Genomic DNA, 22,267 nt, shown 5'->3' with positions numbered 1-22,267 from the left:
CCGATGTTCACGCTCTCCTGGAGCACACTGCGCGACCGCAAGCAGTTGTTCGCGGGCGCGCTGGTGGCCATCGCGCTGGGCGTCGCGCTCGTCCAGGCCTCGCTGCTGGTGTTGATGTCGGTGTCCGATCCGGTCATCCCGTCCGACCTGCCGCACGCCGAACGCAACGAGATGCGCGAAGGCTTCGTCGGCGCGGCGATGCTGATGGGGCTTCAGGTCCCGCTCGTGGTGTTCCTCGCGGTCTTCGTCGTCGGCTCGACCTGCGCGTTCGCGGTCGCCCAGCGCCGTCGGGACCTCGCGCTGCTGCGCGTGCTGGGCGGTGGCCGCGGCCAGGTGCGGCGGTTGCTCGCGGCCGAGTCGCTGCTGCTGGGTGTCGTCGGTGCGCTGTGCGGTGCTCCGCTGGGGCTGATCGCCACGTGGGTCCAGGCACGACTGCTTGAACACGTGGGCTTCGTGCCGGCCGGGTTCCGACCGACGTACTGGGATTGGAAGGCCGTGCTCGTCGCGGGCGCCACCGGGACCGGCATCGCCCTGCTCGGCTCGTGGAACGCGGCTCGGCGCGCGGGGCGCATCCGCCCCTTGGAGGCCATGCACGACACCGGCGCGGCGGCCCGCGTGATGACGCCGGGCCGGTGGTGCCTCGGCCTGTCGTGCCTCGCCCTGTCGATCGTGCTCGCCGTCGGCGCGCAGGCCGCCGACATGATCGGCGCGGTCACCATCGCGATGGTGCTCGCGGTCGTCGGCGCGGTGGCGCTGTCGGCGCTCGCTCCGCTGGTCGTGCCGCTCGTGGCACGGGTGTTCGGGCTGATCTTGCGGCGCAGCGCGCTGGGTGCGCTGGCCGAGGCGAACATCCGCGACGGTGCGCGTCGCAACGCGGCCGTCGCGGCGCCGCTGATCACCCTCGTCTCGCTGGTCCTCGGATTGTCGGGCGCGTTGGGGGTATTGGCGCGGTCGATCGGTGTCGAGCAGGAACGACTCACCCGCGGCGATCTCGTCGTCACGTCGGCGGACGGCGCGCGGGCGGCGCGGCTGGCGGGCATCCCGGGCGTCGCGGACGTGTCGACCCGGCTGACCGTACCGGTGCCGGTGACCGCCGAGGTGCGCCGGGACGGCGCCGGGGCCGCCCGGCCGCACGTGTTCGACGAGCGGGTGATCGCCGTCGACCCGGCCGCCTACGCACGGGCCCGTACGCTCGCGCCCGCGTCCGGCTCGCTGGCGGACCTGCGCGGCGACACCGTGGCCGTCGGCTCTGCGGTGCCCGCCGAGGGCTACCGTCCCCCGCGCGTCGGAGACACGGTGAGCGTCGACGTCGCGGGGCACGAGCGCACCCTGCGGGTGGTCGCGGTACTGCCGGAAACGCTGGACATCGGCGACGAGTTCCTGATTCCGCGCGAGGCGCTGCCCGCCGATCTCGTCGCCGTCGCGCCGGCGGAATCCGTGCTGACGGTCGCGCCGGGCGTGTCCGTCGCCGAGGTCGCGAAGCGGATCCGCGCGGCGGGTCTCGGCGAGTCGACCACCGTGGCGCGCTGGGCACGGGGCAGAGCCGATGCGCAGCAGGACGGCAACGACAAGATCTTCGCGGTACTGCTCGCACTCGCGGGCGTCTACGCCCTGATCGGCGTGGTCAACGCGCTGGTCATCGCCACGGCCGAACGCCGCACCGAGTTCGCGGTCGTCCGGCTCGGCGGCCTCGAACGCCGGCAGGTGGTAAGGATGGCGCTCGTCGAAGCCTGTGCCGTGACCACGATCGGCCTCCTGCTCGGCGGTCTCGTCGCGGCGGCGGGGATGGCCGGCACGGCCAGGAGCACGGCGGCCGCGACGGGGACGGCGATCGTGGTGGTGCCATGGGGCATGGTGGCGACCACCGTGTCGGGGGCGTTCGCCGTGACGGTGGTGGCCGCCGTGGTGACCACGCGGAAGGCGACGCGGGAGCGGCCGGTGCGAGTCGCCGGGGCGCGTACGTGAGGACCGGGGTCCGTCGGAGCGGGCCCTTCGAACCGCGCGAGCCGCGTCGACGGCCGCCGGGCGCGCAACCGTGGGGCCGGGCAGGGGCGGCGGGCTCGACGGCACGGTAGGTACGGTTTGCGCACCGCCGCCAACGATCACGAGAGGACCGCCGTGCCGTTGTCTGCCCTGCTCCGCAGTCGACGGTCCGCAAGCCGCGCGACCGCCGACCACGTGCCTGCCGACCACGTGCCTGCCGACCACTCGCCTGCCGACAGCAGGACCGGCGCGGGCCTGCGGCGACGGCTGCGGCGGATGCGACGCGGGCTCGCCTACCTCGCCCTCGGCCTGCCCATCGGCCTCCTCGCGCTGGTCGTCTTCGGCACATTCGCGACACCGGTGGCGATGGCGTGCACCCGGCCGGCCGACATCTCCTCGTGGGCGGACGCCGTCCGCCGTGCCGCGCTCCTGCTGTTCGGGATCCTCCTGACCGTCGGTCTCGCGCCCCTGGCCGCGGCTCCGCTGGCCGCCCTGGAACGCCGCCGGCTGCGCGTACTGGCATCCGCGCCGGCCACGCCGGCCGAGCCCGAGCCGGCCGAGCCCGAGCCGAGCTCCCGCGCCGTTCGATTCCGCGCGAGGTACACCACGGCCCGCGCCTGGCGCGAGGTCGCCGCCGGGTACCTGGTCGCCGTCGCCGGGCCCGGGCTGGTGCTGCTCGCGGCGATCTGGGCGGTCCTGTGCCCGGTATGGCTCGCCGCGCCGCTCGTGGTCGCGCGCAGCAGCGGCGGCCCGGTGGCGCTCGGCATCGGCCACGCGCGCAGCGTCCCCGACGCGCTTCCGTACTGCGCCGCCGGGCTCGCCGCGGGCGTCCTGGGCCTCGTGGTTCTCACCACCCTCGTCCGCGCGCAGGCCGCCCTGTCCCGGACCCTGGTCGAGCCCCGCCCCGACCCGCTCGCGACCCGCCTCGTCGAGGTCACCCGCTCCCGGTCCCGACTCGCGGACGGCTTCGCCGCCGAGCGCCGCCGCATCGAACGCGACCTGCACGACGGCGCCCAGCAGCAACTCCTCGGCCTTACCCTGCAATTGGGCCTCGCCCGAATGGACCTGCCCGCCGACTCCCCTGCGGGGCAGGCCGTCGCCAGGGCGCACGACCAGGCCAAGACCCTGATGGCCGACCTGCGCGAACTGATCCGCGGCATCCACCCCCAGGTGCTGACCGACCGGGGGCTGGGCGCGGCCCTGTACGAACTCGCCGAGTTCTGCCCGCTGCCCGTCGGCACGGACATCGACCTGCCGCACCGTCCACCGCAAGCGGTCGAGACCGCCGCGTACTTCGCCGCCGCCGAGGCGCTGGCCAACGCGCTCCGGCACAGCGCCGCCGACACCATCCGGCTCACCGCCCGCGTGCGGCACGGCCGGCTGACCGTCGACGTCGAGGACGACGGACGCGGCGGCGCCCGCCTCGCCGACGGCACCGGGCTGACCGGGCTCGCCGACCGGGTCGCGGTCGTCGACGGCACGATCCGGGTATCCAGCCCACCGGGCGGGCCGACCCTCGTGCGGGTGACGATCCCGTGCCCGCCCCATCCACAGGAGGACGACCGGTGAACCCGCTGCGCCTGATCCTGGCCGAGGACACCGTCCTGCTCCGGGCAAGCCTCACCGGGCTGCTCGAGCGCCTCGGCTTCGAGGTGACCGCCGTCGCGGACGGCGCGGCGCTGACCGCCGCCGTCCACGAGCGGGTCCCCGATCTCGTACTGACCGACGTTCGCATGCCCCCGGCGTATGCCGACGAGGGCCTGCGCGCCGCACTCGCGCTGCGCGCCACGTTCCCGGCCCTGCCGATCGTCGTCCTCAGCCAGTACATCGAGCCCGACGGCGCCGCCGAACTGCTCGCCGGTGGCGGCGGACGCGCGATCGGCTACCTCCTCAAGGACCGCATCGTCGACGTCGAGGAGTTCGCCGCCACCCTGCGCCGCGTCGCCGCGGGCGGCACCGCCGTCGACCCCCAGGTCGTCACCCGCCTCCTGCGCCGCCGCGCCGAACCCGTCGCCGCACTCTCCCCGCGCGAACGCCAAGTCCTCGCGTTGATCGCCGAAGGCCGCTCCAACGCCGCGATCATGCGCGCCCTGGAAATCTCCGAACCGGCCGTCGGCAAGCACGTCCGCAACATCCTCACCAAGCTCGGCCTCCCGCCCGACGACGACACCAACCGCCGCGTCCTCGCCGTCCTGGCCTACCTCGGCTCGTCCGAAGGCCCTTCGATTCAGGGCCGGTTCGGCTTCAAGGGGCCGAGGGTGCCCGGGTAGAGGTACTTGTCCGCAAGGGCCGTCGTGCCGTGGGCCCAGGCGTCGAAGAACGCCGTGTCGCCGGTGGTTCGGCATAGCGCGTGCATCTTCATCGAGCCCTTGAAGTACAACCCGCCGTCGAGTTCCCGACCCCGGCCCGGGTCGTAGAGCTTCGTGGACCAGAACCGCGGGTCGTTTCGGCTCTCTTCGAACATGTACGGGTAGAAGCCGGTGTCCAGGTCGGCGCCGACGTGCTCGTCCCAGAGTTGGTTGGCGTACTGGGCAACGCACTCGGCCAGGCAGCCGTCGCGCCAGTCGGTGAACGAGACGCCGTTGCCGAACCACTGGTGGGTGCACTCGTGGACCAACAAACTGTCGAAGGGCGCGCCGAGACAAAAATCCGCAACCAGCGGAGCCATCCGGGCACCAACCGGCACCCACAAACCACCCTCGTCGCCCCATGTCAGAAGCCTGTCAGAAACCCATAACCACCCGATGCTCCCTCACCCACCACCCCGATCGCCCCCGCTATACCCCGCTCGGCGCAAACGTTCAATACGAACCGCGTGGTTCGGGTGGAACCCCCGCACAGCCCCGCGCAACACCTTTTGCCCACCCGCGTACGTCGGCCCCGGCCGCGTTGCCGCCGCAATGACCTGCGGTACGCGCGGCCGCGACCCGCGCTCCGTCCCCACCGACATCCGCGCCATCCCCGGCGTCACCCGCTCCCGCTGTTCCCGCGCAAGCACCGTCACCAACTCGGCACCGAACCCGAGCCCACCCGCATAGTCGTCCGCCCGGAACTCGGCCCGGCGGTGGAGCCCGGAGAGAAGCAGCGGGCCGATCGCGACCGGCAACATCAACCACCACATCCCCATTCGGAAGGCCAGTGTGTAAAGGAAGACCAGGGACAGGCCGATCGCCCAAAAGATGCCACGTCTGTTGCTCGAGGCCATGAGCGTGGTAGCGCCGGTGACAATCCACCGCCCCACCGTCCGGGCGGGCAGCGAGTACCAGTTCGCGAGCATTCCCGCCCACGTGTGGCCGCCCACATGGTGACCCAACTCGTGGGCGAGGATCGCGGCCAACTGGGAATCCGGCAGCCGATCCACCGCATGCCGGGTCACCCCCACGATGTGCCCCGCCGCCGCGGAGGCGTTGAGTTCGGCGGCGTCCTCGATCCAGAGCTCGTAGGTCTCCTGGCGCACGCCCGCCCGACGTGTCACCTCTCCCCAGATTCCGTCCAGCCGCCGGGCGTCTGTCGGGCAAGGCCGTCGCATGCCGAGGACGTATCGGGCGATGGCCGCCTCGGTCGGCCGGTGGAAGACCAGCGTTCCGGACAACAGCCAGGCGACCGTCGTCACCAACCCCAGAAACGGACTGATCAGGGCGAACAGGGCAACCACGCCGAGCAGGCTGAGCAGCGCGGTCGGCAGGGTCACCACGAGCTGCCAGAACGCCGCTCCGTCAACGCCGCGTTGACGCGCCTTCAGGTATCTGCGCCCCGATCGCAACGCGAGATCGCCTCGCTCGGGACGAAGGGGGGAATCGGCCGCCCCACGAGCCTCGCGACATACCGGGTGGACCGGCTCCTCGACACCGGTGGCCGGTCCGTTCGAGCTGATCGAGTAATCCGGATACGCTGGCGGATCCTCGGCCCTCGCGCCGCGCTTCCGGTCGTGATTCGGATCGTGCACGGGCATGACTCGGCATCTCCCGGAAGTCGTAGTGGAGTTCGAATCCGATGTGACGCCGCTCTTCAGACGGCAAGCAGCGAGCCCGGCAAGAGAATCAGGGCGACCACAAAGCAGGCCGTACCAACCCGCAGCCACCGATACTTTCCGGCGACTATCCGGCTGTTTTCCGTAAGCGCGGCGAGCAGCATCACCTGCGGAGCGCCCTCGGTGTCCCGTAGCGCCTGCTCCAGCACCGTAGGACCGCGCCCGGCAGCGCTACGGATGTCGGCAAAGTGCGTGATGGGCATTCCGGGTCGCCAGGCACGAGCCCCGTAACGCGGGATGACCGCCATCAACAGTGCCGACAGCGACACGAGCAGGCACACCGAGCCGGACCACCACAACGACTGCCCGAACACGGTCAGCACGCCAGGACGCCATCCCTGCGCGGTGAGCACACCGACGAGCAAGGCCGCGACCATCCCCTGGGCACCGACCAGCACGGAACTCTTGGTGTCCGCCCTGGCCGCCTCTTGGCGCAGGTCCTTGAGCAGCCGTTCGGCGGTACGAAGATCCAACGGCCGAGCCGACTCCGACCCCAGGGCGGTCATGGCCGAGGCGGAGTCGGGGACGACCGGCCGAAGATGGCCTCCGCGTCCGGGGGTACGGCGGCAACATAGCGGGCCCGCGTCGGACCATCGGGCGCCTTGCCGTCCTCGATATCCCGCTCGGCGCGGCCGCCGGTGGTGCCTTCGCGGCGTGCGCCCGGCAGGGCAAACTCCCCTTCGTCCGTCACGCAGGGCAACTCCACACGCAGGATCTCCTCGATGACGGTCGCCGCGATTCGGCGCGGCTCGGCCAACTGGTGTTCCTCCAGCCCGCCGGGGCCGCCATCGAGCGCTTGGAGGGCGATCTGCAACTTCGCCTGAAGGAGCCGGAGTTGATCCGACCGAAGATTCTCCATCACCAGCCGCGCGTCCTCCGGATGGCGAGCCAACCGGAACGCCAGCGCGATCGGCCCGTCCTGTTCCAGGTAGTAGGCGTAGTACCGGATCTTCTTCGCCTCGATATCCTGCAGTTCCACCTCCTGGGCGCCCCGCATCAACTCCCGTTCATGGCCGAGCCGCCGGTCCTGGACTTCTAACTGATGTCGGTGTCGCCCCTGCGCAAGTGCTCGCTCCGCCGTCAGTCGGTCCTCACGGAGCGACAGGGTGTGTTGTGGATCGAGCCGCTGCCGGGCGAACTCGATCTCACGCAACCGACGCGCGTGCTCCAAGGCGGCCTCGTCCCGCGACACCTGGATCTCGCACCGCACGCGCAGTCCGGCTGCCACGCCCAGAGGACCGGCGGCAACCAATGCCTCCTGCGCATCCTTCTCGGCGATCGTGCTGTCCTCGATCGCATACGTGCGCAGCACCGGCCGGACCGAGTCGTCCACGAACCGCCGCATCAGGGCCGGGACATCGCGTTCGCCACTGGCCACGAAGATCGCCGGATCCGCGACCCGCCAACGAATGTTCATGGTGACGTCGAAGCGGAAGGCATCGTCCCGACTCGGCAGTGTGAGCGTGCTCTCGGCCTCGTGCAGGCCCACGTCGACCGCGTACACGCTGGTCCAACGGCGAGTGGCAACCTCCATTCGACTCGGCCGGTGGGGCGGAAGGAAGCAGTGAAACTCTCCCCGGGCGGTGGTGAAGACCAGGGCGTAGTCGATGCGTGCGGTCTGTAGCGGTGTGAACCGCGAGAGTTCCTGGATGGTGACGACCGGGTCGACGATTTTGGTGTCCCGGTTCGCGTTCTGTTCCCACTGCGGGGACCGGCTCGTCATGCGTTGCTCTCCTCGAAGAGATCGGGACGGCACGAGCTGTACGGATCAGCGCATCGGGTGCCGCAACGTCGCCGCGTCGGGCGCCGACAACCCCACCCGCAGTCGGCGGGCGACCGCCGACGGGGATTGCGCGCCCTCGCCCCCACGCGGGTTCTCGAGGAGGTACACGAGGCGACGCGCGTCCTCGGTGGAAACGATGAGCATGGGAAGCAGTTCCGCGAGAGCGTGTTCGGCCTCCGGATCTTGCTCGGCGGCACGAATCCAGCCGCGCATTGCCGCCACGGCGTCCTCGGTCGACGTGGGGTCGTTGAGGACCATGCGCCAGAGATCCGCGAGGGACTGTCGCAGGAGCGTGCCCGGCTTCTGCGGCGTGCTTCGCGAACGCATGAACAGGTCGAGCAGGAGCGGGCGTGCGGCGTCGGGGGTGTCATCGGTGGGCGCGCACGCATGGATGACCGTACGCAGAACGAACTTCCGCGTGGCGCCCCCACGTGCCAACGACACCAGCAGGGGCCACAGTGCGAACACGGAGCCCGGGCCGTCGTCGTCGGTTTCTTCCGTGCCCCGACCGTCCTCGGTGTGCCGCTCGCCGTCGGACGCGCCGACGTTTCGGCCCGCCGCGAGCAGCAACGTCGCGGCGGACTGGGCGATCTCGTCGATTTCCTCGGACCATTCGTCGATGGTGTCCCTTCCCTCCGCCTCTGCGGCACGCACCGCCTCGATCAGCGCCGTGATCGCGTCGGCGGGGAAGGTCTCACCCACGAGCCCGTAGGTGCGCACCGCCGTCCAGCGCAGATGCTCGTCGGGCGCGGTGCACCATTCCCGGAGAATGCGAGGCACATGTGGAGTGCCGAGGTGGTGCGCGAGCGTGAGCGTGTTCGCTGCGGCGAGCCGTGGGCGAAACAGTCGGTCGGCGGCCCAGCGCTGGATCAACAGAGCCATGGTCGACGGTAGGTCGGCGCGGGCGAGGATGGCGGTCGTGGCGGCGGCGCGGTTGCGCACGAGCGGGCGGGCGTCGGTGGCCAATTTGCGCAGCCAGGCGACCAGGGCGGGGCGCGCCGACGGATGTCCGGTCCAGACCTCGTGCAGCAGCGTGATCGCGGTGTACCGGTCACGGAATTGGATCTTGGTCTGCCGTACCGGCCCCCATTCGGTCTCCTCGGGTTCCTCGTAGCGATCCGCCTGGGCGAGTTCGACCCGTTGAGCGCTGGAGGTGCCGAAGACGGGAATCCTGGCCGGCCGTTGTGGATCCTCGATCTGCTGCAATAGGACGAACAGCACGTCCCCGAGTTCCACGGTGACCGGGTACGGGGCTTCGTCGAACGCGGCCAGGGCAACCAGGAATGCCTTGGCATGCAAGGTCTGTTCCGAGTCGTCGAACCACTGTCGCACCTGCCGTTCCGCGGCGCTGAGGCCGAACCGGGCCACCTCGGCTCGCGTGCATTCGCCGCGCGCGTACTCGGCGATGCGCCGGGCGAACCGCACCAGTTCCGACACTGGGAGTCGGTTGCCGAGTACCGTCCGAACCTCAGGCAGGGCAAGCAGCTCCTCGATGGCGTGTCCATCCAGGTTCATGTCGCCCAGGTGTCCGCGGATCACCTGTTCGGACTCGGGCGGTCGCCATGGCACGACATCGACGCCTTGGACCATCGGGTGAGGTCCGACCACGATCACGAGGTGACTGTCCAGAGACCGCAATTTCTCACTCAGCGCCCGGATGTGGTGTTCACGCAGGGGCTGTTCCGCGCTGGTCGTGTAGTCGACGAGTACATGGCCGCTGTGCTCCCGGAGATCCCCGACCTGACGACCCGGCCGCAGCGTGGGATCGAGCTCGCGGTATCGGGCCGATCCTGCGGCGCGCAGGAGCATGAGAGCGCCGGTACCGCGACCCGTGGTCGCCGCCCCGGAGATGATCACAACCCGTCTACGCCGGAGTTGCTCGAGCGCCTGGTCGAACGGACCGTCGGGCCGCCGAGCGTCGTTGGCGGATTCCGGCGCGACCGGCGAGCCATCCGGTTCTTCGGCACGCGGACTCACCGGGCGAACGAAGTGCGCGGCCAGGGTCTCGACGTCGCGGACAGGGATGTCGCCGGACGTCTCCCCGTCGAGCCCGCTGAAGTGGTATTCGTTCTTGCTCCCGACGACGACGTCACCGAGGACTTGACCACCGCTCACCCCGTGCTGATCACCGCCGACGAGCGAGCCACCGAGGCGCACGGCGTGACGGAACATGATCCCGGGGCTGTGCCGGTACAGGTCGCGCCGAGAATCCCAGGCGGGTTCACCACCGTCGTCGCCCTCTGCTTCCCGCTCCTCCCGCTCGGGTTCGGCGGGCTTCTCCGGAGCACCGGGGCCGGCCTTGGCGGCGTCCGGTGGCGCGGATTCCCGTCCAGTACGCGCCGGCGCCTCGTCGCGTGCCGGGGCCGGTGCCGGGGATGGGGCGTTCACGACGACTTCCCGACGCCCTCGCCGGTGGACGGCGCGACCCCGTCGGTACGGGAACCACCGAGGACCACATCGCCCGTGACTCGACCGCCGCTGACTCCGTGCAGGTCGCCACCGACGATGGAGCCGTGTACCACCGGTGCCGCCTGAAAGTGGAACACCGCTCCGGCGGGCCGCTCACGAACCGGCACCCCGGCCGGCCGCGGCCCCTCGTCTCCCGTATCCGCCACATTCGAAGCCGGGTTCGAGGACCGCCGATCCGATGCGGTCCTACGCATATCCTCCGGATCGGAAGCACCGGACGACTCGCGTCGGCCGTGCAGCCACGCGCGAAGTACGCCGTCTTTGGTCGGCACCTCGACATTGTGGAAGAGTTCCGGCCGAACTCCTCGGTATCCGTGCCGGACCACACCGTCGTAGACGGCCGTGCTGACCATCAACACACATTCCTCGTACGCCCGTTCGGTCAGCGCGTCGCGCAGCACGTCCGAGTCGAGCAGCCGGCATGCCTGGTTGAGGTCGTGGCCGACGATCCCACCGACGGTGCCGGCCTGCGGGTCGTGGGTGATCTCGCCGGCGGCCAGCACCATCCGTACCCGCATCTGTGCGCTGCCCGATGCCAGGCGATTGTGGTCGTAAAGCAGTTCGGGAGTGACCGTCAGGAGGGAGCGCAGCACCTCCGTCTTGGCCACATCGGCGCCCAGCAACACGATCATGCCGTCGCCGCGATCCTCGCGGTACTGAAGCGTGGCCTCCACCCCCGCGGCCACGAGCGTCCGGTCGACGACCGTGTGCAGACTCCGCCGCAGCACGGTCTGCACCACATCGTCGCGGCGACCGAATCGCTCGGTGTCGAAGAGCAGAATGGTTCGGTTGACGGGCTCGCCCATGGTTGCCTTCCGTGGGAGGAGCGGGCCCCGCAGGGCCCGATCGGACACCCACGACCGTGACAGAGAAAGCGTTCGCGACACGATGTACCCGGACACTCTCGCAATGTGACCACCTGCACACAACGGGGTCGGACGGACCCCGGCTTCCGCTCGCTCAGCGCGTCGCCTGCCGCGCCATCCTGCGGAGCGCCTCCGGTCTGATCACCACGAGATTGCGGCGTTCGGTCCGCACGATTCCGCGTTCACGCAAATCCTTCAGTAGGCGCGCCACCGCCTCCCGGGACGCACCCACGGAACCCGCCAACTCGCTTTGGGTGAGCCCGGGGGTGAGCCGAACCCCGCCTGCAGGCTCCAAGCCGGGTCCGCGCATCAACTCCAGGAGGAGCAGAGCGAGTCGACCCTGCACGTTCAACGCCCCGTACTGTAGGCGCCGATCGTCGCTGTCCCGGGTGCGATCGGCGGTCAATGCCAGCAACTTCTTGGTGATGGACGGCCGTTCGTCCAGGAGCGCGCCGAACCGATCCGTGTCCACGGCCAGGGCCTCCACCGGCCCCAGGGCGGTGACAGTCGCCGAACGATGGCGCCCGCTCACCGCGGCACCGTCGCCGAGGATGTCGCCGGGTCCGCGCAGTGCGAGCAACGCCTCGTAGCCGTTGGCTGCGGCCGAGGTGACCTTGGTCCAGCCGGAAAGCAGAATCAGGATGTGCGCCGACGGTTCGTGCTGGCGCAGGAGCACCTGACGGGCCGGGAAGACCAGTCGAGTTCCACAGGCGAAGAGCGCCTGTCGGTCCTCCGCCTCCAACCGAACCACGAACGGAACCCGATCCTCGAACTCCATCGACTGCCCCCGTCACCGCGTCGCCCCCGACCGCCCCGACGTGTCCACCGCGACGGTCCCACATCCGACTCGACCGGAATCCTCCCAGGAACCCGGTCGCATCGGAACGTTCGATGTACCCGTTGCAGCAGATCCCACCGTATGACCGGAAGCCCCCGAGTGCGCTCGGGTCAGGGGTTGGTGCGGAGCCAGGTGAGGACTGCGAGGACTCGGCGGTGGTCGTCGTCGGATGGGGGGAGGGCGAGTTTGTCGAAGATGGCGGAGATGTGTTTTTCGATGGTGCCCTGGGTGAGGGACAGGGTGCGGCCGATGGCGGTGTTGCGGCGGCCCTCGGCCATCAGGGCGAGGACTTCGCGTTCGCGGGGGGTGAGGGCGGCCAGCGGGTCGTCGCGGCGGCGGGTGAACAGGGCGGAGACGACCTCCGAGTCCAGGACGGTGCCGCCGGCCGCGACGCGGGTGAGCGCGTCGGAGAGTTCGTCCAGGCGGGAGACGCGGTCCTTGAGCAGATAGCCGACGCCGCCGCCGTCGGCCAGCAGGTCGCCGGCGTAGCTCTCCTCGACGTACTGGGACAGCACCAGGATCGCCGTCCCCGGCACCTCGCGACGGATCCGCAGGGCCGCCCGCAGGCCCTCGTCGGTGAAGGTCGGCGGCATCCGGACGTCGACCACCGCCACGTCCGGCCGGTGCGCGGTCACCGCCTCCACCAGGGACGGCCCGTCGCCGACCGCCGCGACCACCTCCGCGCCGGTCTCCTCGAGGAGGCGGACCAGGCCCTCCCGCAGCAGCAGCGAATCCTCCGCCAGCACCACCCGCATCAACGCTCTCCCACCCCGCTCAACGGAATCTCCGCGGTCAGCGTGGTCGGCCCACCGACCGGGCTCACCACGTCGAGCCGACCCTCCACCGCGGCCAACCGGTCGACCAGCCCGGCCAGGCCGTGTCCCTTGCCGGGATGCGCCCCGCCGCGCCCGTCGTCGCGAACCTCCACCGACAACGCCCGCTCGTTCACCCACACCCGCACCCGACACCGCTCGGCCCCGGCGTGCTTGGCGACGTTCGTCAGCGCCTCGGTCACCACGAAGTACGCCGTATTCTCCACCGCCGGGGCGAACCGCCGCCCCTCCGGCAACTCGGCCGTCAGCGTCACCGGGACCGGACACCGCGCCGCCGCCGCGGTCAGCGCCGGCACCAGGCCCCGGTCGGCCAGGATCGGCGGCGCGATCCCCCGGGACAACGCCCGCAGTTCGGTCAACGCCTCGTGGCTCTGCGAGATCATGTCGGCGACCAGCGGCCGGGCCCGCTCGGGGTCGTCGTCGAGCCGACGGGCCACCGTCTCCAGGTCCATGGTGAGCCGCACCAGCCGCTGCTGCGGCCCGTCGTGCAGGTCCCGTTCGAGCCGGCGCAGCGTGTTCGCCTCGGCCGCCACCGCGCTGCGCCGACCCTGGGCGAGCTGTTCGGTACGCAGCTGCAACGCCGCCGTCTCGTTGGTCAGCAACACCCGGGCCGGCCCGGCCTGGACCGCCACCAGCGTCCGCATCATCGGCGCCGCCGTGGCGAGCAGCACCACACCGATCCCGGTGTTGAACGCGATGTCGGCGGCCCGCGACGAGACGCCGAACATCAGGTCGAGCAGACCCTGCTTGCCCTCGTCGCGCGGGATCGGCCACGACCACGTGACATACAGCACCTCCCCCAGCCCGCCCACGGTCCAGGTCAGCGCGAGGCAACAGCCCACCACCCGCAGCGGGAAGGACACCACCGCGTGCGTCAGATCGCGCCAGGACTGCGGGTCGCGCAGCGCGCGCAGCCACGCCTTGAAGCCCGTCCCCGTCGACGCCCGGTAGCCGTGCGGCGGCAGAGCCCGACCGGTCACCGCCTCCACCCGCCGCCGCTCCACCGAGGCGAACCACCCGGCCGCAGCCAACACCCCGACCAGGACCGGGATCCCGAACACCAGGACCGAGCCCACCGCGCCGATCGCGAATCCGCCGAGCCCGACCACGAAGGCGGCGACACCCAGCGGCAACCCGCCCAGCACAAACCCGAGTCGGCGCAGAAAGAGCCGAAACGCCCCTGCGTCCTGTGCGAGTTCACGCGGCGCGGCCGTCGCCGGGGATGATGTGGTCGTCTGGGTCATGACCACATCCTCGCCGCCGCAAACGACCGCGCCCAGCGGGTATTCCGGGCCCCGGGGGTAGGGCACACCCCCAGACGCCCCGGTCGGCCCGAACCCGCGAAGGCCGGCCCTATCGCGCGGGCACGATGTTCTGATTCGCGTGGAAGAGGTTCCCCGGGTCGTACTTCCGCTTGATCTCGGCCAGCCGGTCGTAGTGCCCGCGATACGTCGCCTCGACCCGATCGTGGCCCTCCCCCTCACCGATGAAGTTGACGTACGCGCCACCCATCGAGTGCGGATGCAGGTCCCGCCAGTAGTCCACGCACCACTGCCGAATCGTCCCCGCGTTGGCCGGGTCCGGATCGACACCGCCGATGACCCCGGACCAGACCGCGTCCCGGTAGTCCCACGCGGTGTCGTCGCGGTCCACCCGATGCGCCGCCCCGTCGATCGGATACAGGTGCATCGTGGACAGCGCCGTCGGCAGGTTCTCCGCGTACGCGGCGTGCACCTCGATCGCGTCGTCCGTGATGCGATCGAAGAAGTCCCCGCGCCAGTACCACTGGAGGCCGGCGGGGATCAGCTCGTCGAACATGGACTGGAACGCCGGGTACGGCATCGGCGCGGCGAAGTGGAAGGCCGGCGCGCCGGGTTCGCGCACCACGGCGAGTACCCGCTCGGCCGCGTCCGGATCGCCACTCCAGCACCACACCACGCCGCACATCGCGCGCCCGTGGATCTCCTCGGGGAACGGCGGCCCGGGCGGCACCGTCAGCAGCGCGAAGAAGCCGTACAGCTCCTCGGGCGCCTGCGGCAGGAACTCGCGGTACCAGCGCAGCACTTCACGCGTGCGCTCGGCCGGCCACACGGTGACGCCGCCGGTCACCATATGCACCGAGTGGAGCCGGAAGCGGAACGAGGTGACCACTCCGAAGTTGCCCCCGCCGCCCCGCAACGCCCAGAACAGGTCCGGGTGTTCGCTCTCGCTCGCGGTCACGAAGCCGCCGTCGGCGAGTACCACGTCCGCGGCCACCAGATTGTCCACGGTCAGCCCGTACCGGCGAGTCAGATATCCGTGTCCGCCGCCCAGGGTGAGCCCGCCGACACCCGTCGTCGACATGATTCCGGTGGGGGTACCCAGGCCGAACGCGTGCGTGGTGTGGTCGAGATCGCCGAGCAGGGTGCCGCCGCCGACCCGGGCGGTGCGCGCGGTGGGATCGACCCGTACCCAGCGCATCGGCCGCAGATCCACGGTCACCGCGTCGTCGGCCACACACAGCCCGCCACCGCTGTGGCCGCCGCCGCGCACCGCGAGTTCGAGGTCGTGGTCGCGGATGAAGTCCACCGCGGCCATCACGTCCGCCGCGTCCGTGCACCGCACGACGGCCGCCGGATGCCGATCGATCATCGCGTTGTAGATCCTGCGCGCCGCGTCGTACTCCGCGTCGTGCGGCCCGATCACCGGCCCGCGCAGCGCGGTGCGCATGTCTTCGAGAGTTTTGCCGTCCATGACCATCTCCCTGCCGGGACGCGGACCGCAAACCCGCCCGGTCGCGCGCCGACCGGCCCTCGGGAAGCAATCATGCGCCGATCCCCCGGCGCCGCCGGGCCTGCAGGACTCGCCGAACGCCGCAGGGCTTACCCGTCCAGCGTCCCGCCGCGCCCGGCGACGCGCAATTCAGGGGCGAACCGCCCGACCCGATCACACGCACGAATCACCACACCAAAGCACTCCAACACCGCACTCCCACCAGCCGAAACGCCGCCGGCACACGCACGCCCTGCCGGGCTCGGGCCGCCGACGATCACTGCGCGCCCCGACAGCGGTTGCCGCAGATCGCCAGGCTGCACCAGCGCCGCCGCCCACTCGCATCCAGGAACAGCCAGCCACACGCCTCGTCCGGACACCTGCGGACGAGGAACCGGCGCGGATCCGCCAAGAGTTCGGCCGCGCTGCGAGCCACCGCGTACACCGGCAGCGCCAACCCCGCCGCCGGCGACAACCGCCACCGCCCCAGCCCGTCCTCGCCGCGCCGGAACACCGCTGCCCCGGCCGCCTCCCGAGCCGTCTCGGCCACCGCGTTGAACGCGCGCACGTCCTGCGAATCGGTCAGGCAGGCGTACAGATCGGCCCGAAACTCCCGCGCCCGCGCCAGTGCGGCGGCGGCCTCGTCGGGCCGCTCCTCAGCCCGCCGACGCAGCCACGCGACCAGCCGCTCGTCGGCCAGGTCCAGATGCCCCGTCCACACCGCGAGGGTGGCGTAGCCGCGCAACCAGTCCGCACCGGGGCGCTCGGGGCCGCCCCAGCCCGCGTACGTGTTGCAGAACTCCAACGCCGGATGCCCGCTCGTGTTCCAGGGCAGCCACTCCTCCCCGACCCGCACCGCGTACACCGGCGCCGAGGGCCGATCCAGGCTCGGGTCACCACACAGGATGCGCTCGTGCAACGTGGTCAGCGCCGCTCCCGGCTCGATGCCCAGTTCGCTCACCAGCACCTTGTGGGTACGCCGGTACGCCTCCAACGCCTCGGCCCGCCGACCGGCGCGACTCAGCGCGGTCATCCGGGCCGCCACCAGCCGCTCTCGAGCCGGGAACTCGTCGGCCACCGGCGCCAGATCGGCCAGCACCCGATCGTGCAACCCCATCGCGAGCCGAGCCTCGGCACGCTGTTCCAGCGCGGACACACGCAGTTCGTCCAGCCGCCCGGCCAGCCGACCGCGCAGCCGATCGTCGATCACATCCGCGAGCAGCGGACCCCGCCACAACGCCAGCGCCCGATCCTGACACCGCATCCGCTCCGCCGGATCCGCGGCGCCGCCCGACCGCCCGACCAGCTCCAGGAACTCCCGTACATCCACGGCATGCGCGTCGGCGTCCACCGTGTAACCACCGTGCCGGGTCCGCACCCGCAGCCCGTACGGCGCGAGCCGGGCCCGCAACCGACCGATGTAGGTGTGCACCGTGCCGCGCGCCGAGGCAGGCGAACTCCCCTGCCACATCAGGTCGATCAGCCGCTCCGTGGTGACCACGCGCCCGGCTTCGAGGAGCAGCAGGGCCAGCAGACACCGTTCCTGACGTCGGGTGCCCACCAGCACGCTCCGCCCCTCGTGGCACGCCTCGAAGGCACCGAGCAACCGAAACTCCATGACCACCTCCACCGGACCCGCGTGGTGAGAATCCGGTCAGCGCGCGGGCGGAGGCTGGGCGATGCCCCCGCATCGGGCGGCCCCACCGCACCCCACCCCACCTCGCAAAGGAACCCCATGCGCCGAACCTTCGTCACCCTGACGGTACTTGCCGCCCTCCTCGGCGCCGCCGCAACAGCACCCGCGTCGGCCGCCGACCCCACCGCGACCGCAGCCGAGACCATGACCGAGGCCCCCTCCGCCTGGGAACCCGCGCCGCCCACGCCGCCGTTCGACTACCCGGCCGGTGCCCGCTGCGACTTCCCCGTACACGCGGAGGCGATCCTCGACGAGGTGGTGCAACGTGTCCTCGAAACCCACCCCGACGGCAGCCCGAAACGGGTCGCGTACAAGGGCCCCCTGGTCATGCGGGTGACCAACACCGACACCGGCGCCCACTTCGACGCCGACGCCGGTGGCAGCGCCGTCGTCGAATATCGCCTCGACGGCTCCCAGCGCTGGCTGGCGCTCGGCCCCGTACTCACCACGTTCCGCACCAACGGCGGCAACGTGCCGCGCGGCGTCTACACCATCGACGGCGTGTACATCCTGGACATCACCGCCGACCGCACCAAGACCCTGACCATGCTGCACGGCCGCACCGACGACATCTGCGCCCGCGTGGCCCGATAGGCAACCCACCGCCCAGGGGGATGCCGGCGGAAAACCGCCGGCCGCGGCCCGGTCGGGCTGATGGAGTGGGGCCATGACGAGCCCGCGTGACACCGCCCTGACCTTCCGCGCCCTGCACACGAGTGCCGCGCCCCTCGCCCTGGCCAACGTCTGGGACGCCGCCGGCGCCCGCCTGGTCGTCGAGGCCGGCGCCCGTGCGGTGGCCACCACCAGCGCGGGCGTCGCCTGGGGCCTGGGCGCCGCCGACGGCGACCTCCTCGGCCGCGACCGGGCCCTCGAACTGATCGCCCGCGTGGTGGCCGCGGTCGAGGTACCGGTCACCGCGGACATCGAAAGCGGCTTCGGCGTCGACCCGGACGGCGTCGCCGAGACCGTGCGCGGCGTGCTCGCCGCCGGCGCCGTCGGGATCAACCTGGAGGACTCCTCGCACGGCGGCCCGACACCGCTGCGCCCGATCACCGACCAGGCCGCGCGCATCGCCGCCGCACGGGCCGCCGCCGACGCCGCCGACGTCCCGCTCTACCTCAACGCCCGGGTGGACACCTACCTCCGAGGTACCGGCGAGCCCGCCGATCGCCTGCGCGAGACGCTCGACCGGGCGAGCGCCTACCTCGCCGCCGGCGCCGACGGCATCTTCGTCCCCGGCGTGGTCGACCCGCCCACCATCGCCGCGCTCACCGCGTCCCTGACCGCCCCGCTCAACATCCTGGTCGGCCCCGGCGCCCCCGACGTCGCCGAACTCGGCCGGCTCGGCGTGGCCCGGGTCAGCCTGGGCTCCGCCGTCGCCGAGGCCGCCTACGCGGTGATCCGCCGCGCGGCGCGGGAGCTGTACGACAGCGGCACCTACACCGGCCTCGCCGACGCGATCCCGTACGGCGACCTGAACGCGCTGCTCGCCCGCTGACCCGACCTTCGGCGGCGGCCGGCCCACTGCGGCCGGCCGCCGCCGGCTCAGCCGAACGCCAGGGTGTCGCCGCCCGCCGGTCGGCGCAGCAGGGCCAGCCGATCGGCCAGGTCACCGCCCGGGGCCGGGGTGTACAGCACCACCCGGCGGTTGTCCTCGGGGGTGCTCAGGACCTGGCAGTCCACCTCCACCAGACCGAGCACCGGGTGCAACACCCGCATCCGGCTGTGCCGGCGCACCGCCACCTCGTGCCGATCCCACAACTCGGCGAACTCGTCGCTGGCCGCGCGCAACCGGGTCACCAGCCGCGTCACCGCCGCGTCGTCCGGCCGGTGCGCGGCGGCGGCCCGCAGGTCGGCCACGTGCAGCCGGCTGTAGTACTCGTGCTCCTCGGCCGGATACGCGGCCCGCTGCCGGGCGTCGCCGAACCACCGCCACACCACGTTGCGGCCGTGCTCCGAGACCGTACACACCCCGCCGAGCAGGGCCTGCGCCATCGCGTTCTGGGCCAACACGTCACCGAGGTCGTCGAGCACCTGCGCCGGCGTGGCGTCCAGCTGCTCCAGCAGATGCAGCAGCGCCGGCGCCACCTCGTCGCCGGCGGTCCGCGCCGCGGGCGGGCGATGCCCGGCCAGCAGGTACAGGTGATCCCGCTCGTCGTCGCTCAACCGCAACGCCCGGGCCAGCGCGCCGAGCATCTGCGTGGACGGCTGCGGCCCGCGGGCCTGCTCCAGGCGGATGTAGTAGTCGGCCGACATCCCGGCGAGCTGCGCCACCTCCTCCCGGCGCAGACCGGGCGTACGCCGCCGAGGCCCGGCGGGCAGCCCCGCCTCCTGGGGTGAGACCCGCTCCCGCGAGCGCCGCAGGAAGTCGGCGAGCTGGTCCCGAACAATCTTCATGCGCCCATCGTCGCGCATCGCCGCATCGCCAGACTGGGACCGCCGATCCCAGGGTCGGCGATGCTCTCCCGGGCCGCAGGCCCCGGCGGCAGGGTTACGGGTGTCGGAGCCGATGCCCGACGTCGTTCGACACCGGCCGTTCGTCGTTCGACACCCCCCGTTTCGTGAAGGAGTTCGCCATGCCCGTCGTCAAGGTCGCCGACGCCCAGGTCCACTACGCCGTCTCCGGTTCCGGCGCGGGCCCCGCGCTGCTGCTCGTGCACGGGACCGGGTCCGTGGGGGCGCCGGTGACCTGGGGCTCGACCATCCCCCTCCTCGACGGGGACCGGGTGGTCATCGCCCCGGACCTGTCCGGGACCGACGCCACCGTCGACGACGGCGGCGAGCTGACCGTCGAGATCCTGACCAACCAGGTGATCGCGGTGATCGAGGACGCCGACCTCGGCCCCGTGGACCTGCTCGGCTTCTCGATGGGCGCGACCGTGGTCGCCGCGGTCGCCGCGCTGCGGCCGGACCTGGTGCACCGGCTGATCCTGGTCGCCGGGTGGGCGTACACCGAGGGCGAGGAATACCTGCGCAACACCTTCGCGCTGTGGCGGCGGCTCGGGGACACCGACGCCGAGTCGTTCTCCCGGTTCGTGACGATGACCGGTTTCGGCCGGGGCTTTTTGAACTCGATCGGTCGCGACGCGGTCGAGGCGATGACGCGGAACATGACACCGACCCCGGGCACGCTGCGGCACGTGGACTACGACGTGGCCCTCGACATCCGCCCGCTGCTGCCGCGGATCCGGACCCGGACGCTGGTCGTCGGGTGCGCGCAGGACGCCACCATCCCGGTGGAGCACAGCCGGGCCCTGCACGACGCGATCGCCGGCAGCTCGTACGTCGAGATCGACTCCGGACACGTGGTGATGTTCGAGAAGCAGGACGAGTTCGTCGCGAGGGTCCGCGAGTTCATCGCCGCCGGGTGAGGCGCGAACGCGGGAAAACCCCCTGACCCTCGCCCCCGGTGCGGCCCACAATGTGGAACCGACGGCGGTGTCCGAACCACCCGAGCGGGTGTCGGTCGGCACTGGGATCATCGAGGGACACCGAGGGGAGGTGACGGACGTGGCGTACGGCGAACGTGCCCCGCAGGCACCGATCGTGAGCCTGACCGACCGTCGGGCGCTGGAGGCCTGGCGACCGGCCGACGACGAGGTGATCGCGCGGGCCCGCAAGCTCAAGGAAGAGGCGCTGCTCGACTTCGGCATGGAACTGTCGGTCATCGCCTCGTGGTTGTACACCAAGTGCCACCACCACATCCCGACCACCGCGATCGACACGGCCGCCGTGATGGCCTCCGGCGACGGCACCTGCCTGCTGCTCTACAACCCCCGGTTCTTCTGCGATCTGGGCTTGGACGGCGTCAAGTTCGTGCTCTTCCACGAGGCCCGACACCTGATCCAGCGGCACCTGTTCGCCGAGGCCGACCTGCGCGCCGACCCGGTGTTCACGCTCGCCGCCGAGGTGACCATCAACCACGTCGCGATGACCCGCCTCGGCCGCACGTCGCTGCCGATCGTGCGGCGGATCGACCCGGACACCGGCGCGCAGATCGGCGAACCGACCGGCATCGACCCGCGCGAGATCCACCGCGCCTACGTCAAGGACCTGCAGGACCAGGGCCTGGAGTCGCTGCCCTACGACGACTTCGTGGACACCGACGCGACGGTCTACGCCGAGCTCAAGCGCATGAAGCACCCGCCGGTCCCGCCCCCGCTGTGCGTGCACGTGATCCTGGGCGAGGGCACCGGGCTCCACGACGGCATGGACGGCGAGACGGTCGACCGGGTGGCCTCGGAGGTGTTGCGCAGCGTGCTCCTTGCGGCGCGACGGGGCGAGCGGCTGGCCCGGCGGGAGCTGCTCGACCTGCTCTCCCGCACCGACGGCGCCACCGACCGCACCTCCAAGCTCTGGGGCGATCTGGGCGCCGGCTTCCTGCGCGGCGAGACCCAGCGCACCCGTCGGGTCGAGTGGTGGCAGCAGTGGCTGGTCGACGTACTGGCCTCCAAGCTGCGCGAGGGCGAGCGGCTGGTCTATCCGAAAAAGCGCGGCGCGCTGCTCGCGGCGCTGGGCCACGACCCGATGCTCGCCCGACGCGGCCTGGAGCGCACCAAGGTCGTGGTGATCGCCTACGACACCTCGGGCTCGATGCCCGACCACGTGGTGGGCTGGTTGACCGAACTGGTCGGCAAGGCCGAGGGCGTGGAGACGCACTGGCTCAGCTTCGACGGCACGGTGACGCCGTTCAAGCCGGGCGAGCGGGTGCTCGGCGGCGGCGGGACGAACTTTCAAAACGTCGCCGACTACGTCGAGGGCCGGCTGGCGATCGAGGGATCGGGCCGGTTCGAGGAATCGGTGGACGCGGTGGTGATGCTCACCGACGGCTACGCGCCGCCGATCACCCCCGCCGACCCCGACAAGTGGATCTGGCTGATCACCGAGGGCGGCGACGACTGGCCCGAGCGGCACGACCCGCCCATGGACTGTCACCGCGTCGTCACCGGCGACCACTGATCGGGGCCGCCGATGCCGACACACCTCGCCGACCGATGCCCGCGCCGACCGACGCCCCC

At 71.6% G+C, this 22,267-nt stretch carries 19 protein-coding genes; 7 read left to right on the top strand and 12 right to left on the bottom strand.

Translation table 11 applies throughout. The features are described from left to right. Positions 1–3: 3 nt before the first annotated feature. The 3 genes from ACFXKZ_RS10830 (at position 4) to ACFXKZ_RS10820 (ending at position 4,253) form a co-directional block, all read left to right on the top strand. Positions 4–1,965, top strand: a complete 1,962-nt coding sequence (locus tag ACFXKZ_RS10830) for an FtsX-like permease family protein (protein WP_379998769.1) — start codon at positions 4–6, stop codon at positions 1,963–1,965. Positions 1,966–2,118: 153 nt separating this feature from the next. Beyond that, positions 2,119–3,552 (top strand): histidine kinase, encoded by a 1,434-nt coding sequence (locus tag ACFXKZ_RS10825; RefSeq protein ID WP_379998767.1) that lies wholly within the window; start codon positions 2,119–2,121, stop codon positions 3,550–3,552. Between the two features lie 14 nt (positions 3,553–3,566). After that, positions 3,567–4,253: a response regulator transcription factor gene (locus ACFXKZ_RS10820; protein WP_379999977.1), complete on the top strand. Its 687-nt coding sequence runs from the start codon at positions 3,567–3,569 to the stop codon at positions 4,251–4,253. Here ACFXKZ_RS10820 and ACFXKZ_RS10815 read toward each other — a convergent pair. The 11 genes from ACFXKZ_RS10815 to ACFXKZ_RS10765 form a co-directional block, all read right to left on the bottom strand. Then, entirely contained in the window at positions 4,211–4,651 is a 441-nt protein-coding gene (locus ACFXKZ_RS10815) for a M1 family aminopeptidase (protein ID WP_379998765.1), read from the bottom strand. The genes ACFXKZ_RS10820 and ACFXKZ_RS10815 overlap by 43 nt on opposite strands. 84 nt (positions 4,652–4,735) lie before the next feature. Then, positions 4,736–5,674 (bottom strand): M48 family metalloprotease, encoded by a 939-nt coding sequence (locus ACFXKZ_RS10810; RefSeq protein WP_379998763.1) that lies wholly within the window; start codon positions 5,672–5,674, stop codon positions 4,736–4,738. Between the two features lie 317 nt (positions 5,675–5,991). Beyond that, entirely contained in the window at positions 5,992–6,486 is a 495-nt protein-coding gene (locus ACFXKZ_RS10805; protein WP_379998761.1) for a Pycsar system effector family protein, read from the bottom strand. A gap of 29 nt (positions 6,487–6,515) precedes the next feature. Then, positions 6,516–7,736 (bottom strand): SPFH domain-containing protein, encoded by a 1,221-nt coding sequence (locus tag ACFXKZ_RS10800; protein ID WP_379998759.1) that lies wholly within the window; start codon positions 7,734–7,736, stop codon positions 6,516–6,518. 45 nt (positions 7,737–7,781) lie between these two features. Next, positions 7,782–10,184, bottom strand: coding sequence for a HEAT repeat domain-containing protein (locus ACFXKZ_RS10795; protein ID WP_379998757.1), 2,403 nt, complete (start codon positions 10,182–10,184; stop codon positions 7,782–7,784). Further along, the gene (locus ACFXKZ_RS10790; RefSeq protein ID WP_379998755.1) at positions 10,181–11,071 is read right to left on the bottom strand and encodes a hypothetical protein; all 891 of its coding nucleotides are present in this window, start codon (positions 11,069–11,071) and stop codon (positions 10,181–10,183) included. Before ACFXKZ_RS10790 ends, ACFXKZ_RS10795 begins: the two co-directional genes overlap by 4 nt. A gap of 154 nt (positions 11,072–11,225) precedes the next feature. Continuing rightward, complete coding sequence (locus ACFXKZ_RS10785) at positions 11,226–11,909, bottom strand: Crp/Fnr family transcriptional regulator (RefSeq protein WP_379998753.1); 684 nt, start codon at positions 11,907–11,909, stop codon at positions 11,226–11,228. Positions 11,910–12,079: 170 nt separating this feature from the next. Next, on the bottom strand, positions 12,080–12,724 hold the full coding sequence (locus ACFXKZ_RS10780) for a response regulator (protein ID WP_379998751.1): 645 nt from the start codon (positions 12,722–12,724) through the stop codon (positions 12,080–12,082). After that, complete coding sequence (locus ACFXKZ_RS10775; protein WP_379998749.1) at positions 12,724–14,046, bottom strand: sensor histidine kinase; 1,323 nt, start codon at positions 14,044–14,046, stop codon at positions 12,724–12,726. Before ACFXKZ_RS10775 ends, ACFXKZ_RS10780 begins: the two co-directional genes overlap by 1 nt. A gap of 109 nt (positions 14,047–14,155) precedes the next feature. Beyond that, complete coding sequence (locus ACFXKZ_RS10770; protein WP_379998747.1) at positions 14,156–15,535, bottom strand: FAD-binding oxidoreductase; 1,380 nt, start codon at positions 15,533–15,535, stop codon at positions 14,156–14,158. Positions 15,536–15,830: 295 nt separating this feature from the next. Then, complete coding sequence (locus ACFXKZ_RS10765; RefSeq protein ID WP_379998745.1) at positions 15,831–17,171, bottom strand: BTAD domain-containing putative transcriptional regulator; 1,341 nt, start codon at positions 17,169–17,171, stop codon at positions 15,831–15,833. Positions 17,172–17,288: 117 nt separating this feature from the next. Between ACFXKZ_RS10765 and ACFXKZ_RS10760 the strand changes: the two genes are divergently transcribed. Together ACFXKZ_RS10760 and ACFXKZ_RS10755 are read left to right on the top strand one after the other, a co-directional pair. Further along, the gene (locus ACFXKZ_RS10760; protein ID WP_379998743.1) at positions 17,289–17,843 is read left to right on the top strand and encodes a hypothetical protein; all 555 of its coding nucleotides are present in this window, start codon (positions 17,289–17,291) and stop codon (positions 17,841–17,843) included. A 73-nt stretch (positions 17,844–17,916) separates the two neighbouring features. Beyond that, positions 17,917–18,747, top strand: coding sequence for an isocitrate lyase/phosphoenolpyruvate mutase family protein (locus ACFXKZ_RS10755; protein ID WP_379998741.1), 831 nt, complete (start codon positions 17,917–17,919; stop codon positions 18,745–18,747). Positions 18,748–18,794: 47 nt separating this feature from the next. Here the strand turns inward: ACFXKZ_RS10755 and ACFXKZ_RS10750 are convergent, their stop codons facing one another. Beyond that, a complete protein-coding gene (locus ACFXKZ_RS10750; protein WP_379998738.1) occupies positions 18,795–19,646 on the bottom strand; it encodes a helix-turn-helix transcriptional regulator in 852 nt (283 codons plus the stop codon). Positions 19,647–19,825: 179 nt separating this feature from the next. Between ACFXKZ_RS10750 and ACFXKZ_RS10745 the strand changes: the two genes are divergently transcribed. Both ACFXKZ_RS10745 and ACFXKZ_RS10740 read left to right on the top strand, forming a co-directional pair. Continuing rightward, positions 19,826–20,620, top strand: coding sequence for an alpha/beta fold hydrolase (locus ACFXKZ_RS10745; RefSeq protein WP_379998736.1), 795 nt, complete (start codon positions 19,826–19,828; stop codon positions 20,618–20,620). 172 nt (positions 20,621–20,792) lie between these two features. Then, entirely contained in the window at positions 20,793–22,208 is a 1,416-nt protein-coding gene (locus tag ACFXKZ_RS10740; protein WP_379999975.1) for a hypothetical protein, read from the top strand. The last annotated feature ends 59 nt before the right edge of the window (positions 22,209–22,267 follow it).

Origin of the sequence: Embleya sp. NPDC059237 (genome assembly GCF_042754105.1) — a bacterium.
In the GTDB taxonomy this organism is placed as follows: domain Bacteria; phylum Actinomycetota; class Actinomycetes; order Streptomycetales; family Streptomycetaceae; genus Embleya.
Note: the sequence above shows the minus strand (reverse complement) of the source record. Positions and strands in the feature narration are given on the sequence as shown.

Coding starts and splice junctions, on each gene's coding strand:
- ACFXKZ_RS10775 (WP_379998749.1), bottom strand. CDS start 14,046: ATGACCCAGACGACCACATCATCCCCGGCGACGGCCGCGCCGCGTGAA.
- ACFXKZ_RS10815 (WP_379998765.1), bottom strand. CDS start 4,651: ATGGCTCCGCTGGTTGCGGATTTTTGTCTCGGCGCGCCCTTCGACAGT.
- ACFXKZ_RS10755 (WP_379998741.1), top strand. CDS start 17,917: ATGACGAGCCCGCGTGACACCGCCCTGACCTTCCGCGCCCTGCACACG.
- ACFXKZ_RS10745 (WP_379998736.1), top strand. CDS start 19,826: ATGCCCGTCGTCAAGGTCGCCGACGCCCAGGTCCACTACGCCGTCTCC.
- ACFXKZ_RS10780 (WP_379998751.1), bottom strand. CDS start 12,724: ATGCGGGTGGTGCTGGCGGAGGATTCGCTGCTGCTGCGGGAGGGCCTG.
- ACFXKZ_RS10765 (WP_379998745.1), bottom strand. CDS start 17,171: ATGGAGTTTCGGTTGCTCGGTGCCTTCGAGGCGTGCCACGAGGGGCGG.
- ACFXKZ_RS10800 (WP_379998759.1), bottom strand. CDS start 7,736: ATGACGAGCCGGTCCCCGCAGTGGGAACAGAACGCGAACCGGGACACC.
- ACFXKZ_RS10785 (WP_379998753.1), bottom strand. CDS start 11,909: ATGGAGTTCGAGGATCGGGTTCCGTTCGTGGTTCGGTTGGAGGCGGAG.
- ACFXKZ_RS10790 (WP_379998755.1), bottom strand. CDS start 11,071: ATGGGCGAGCCCGTCAACCGAACCATTCTGCTCTTCGACACCGAGCGA.
- ACFXKZ_RS10830 (WP_379998769.1), top strand. CDS start 4: ATGTTCACGCTCTCCTGGAGCACACTGCGCGACCGCAAGCAGTTGTTC.
- ACFXKZ_RS10760 (WP_379998743.1), top strand. CDS start 17,289: ATGCGCCGAACCTTCGTCACCCTGACGGTACTTGCCGCCCTCCTCGGC.
- ACFXKZ_RS10750 (WP_379998738.1), bottom strand. CDS start 19,646: ATGAAGATTGTTCGGGACCAGCTCGCCGACTTCCTGCGGCGCTCGCGG.
- ACFXKZ_RS10770 (WP_379998747.1), bottom strand. CDS start 15,535: ATGGACGGCAAAACTCTCGAAGACATGCGCACCGCGCTGCGCGGGCCG.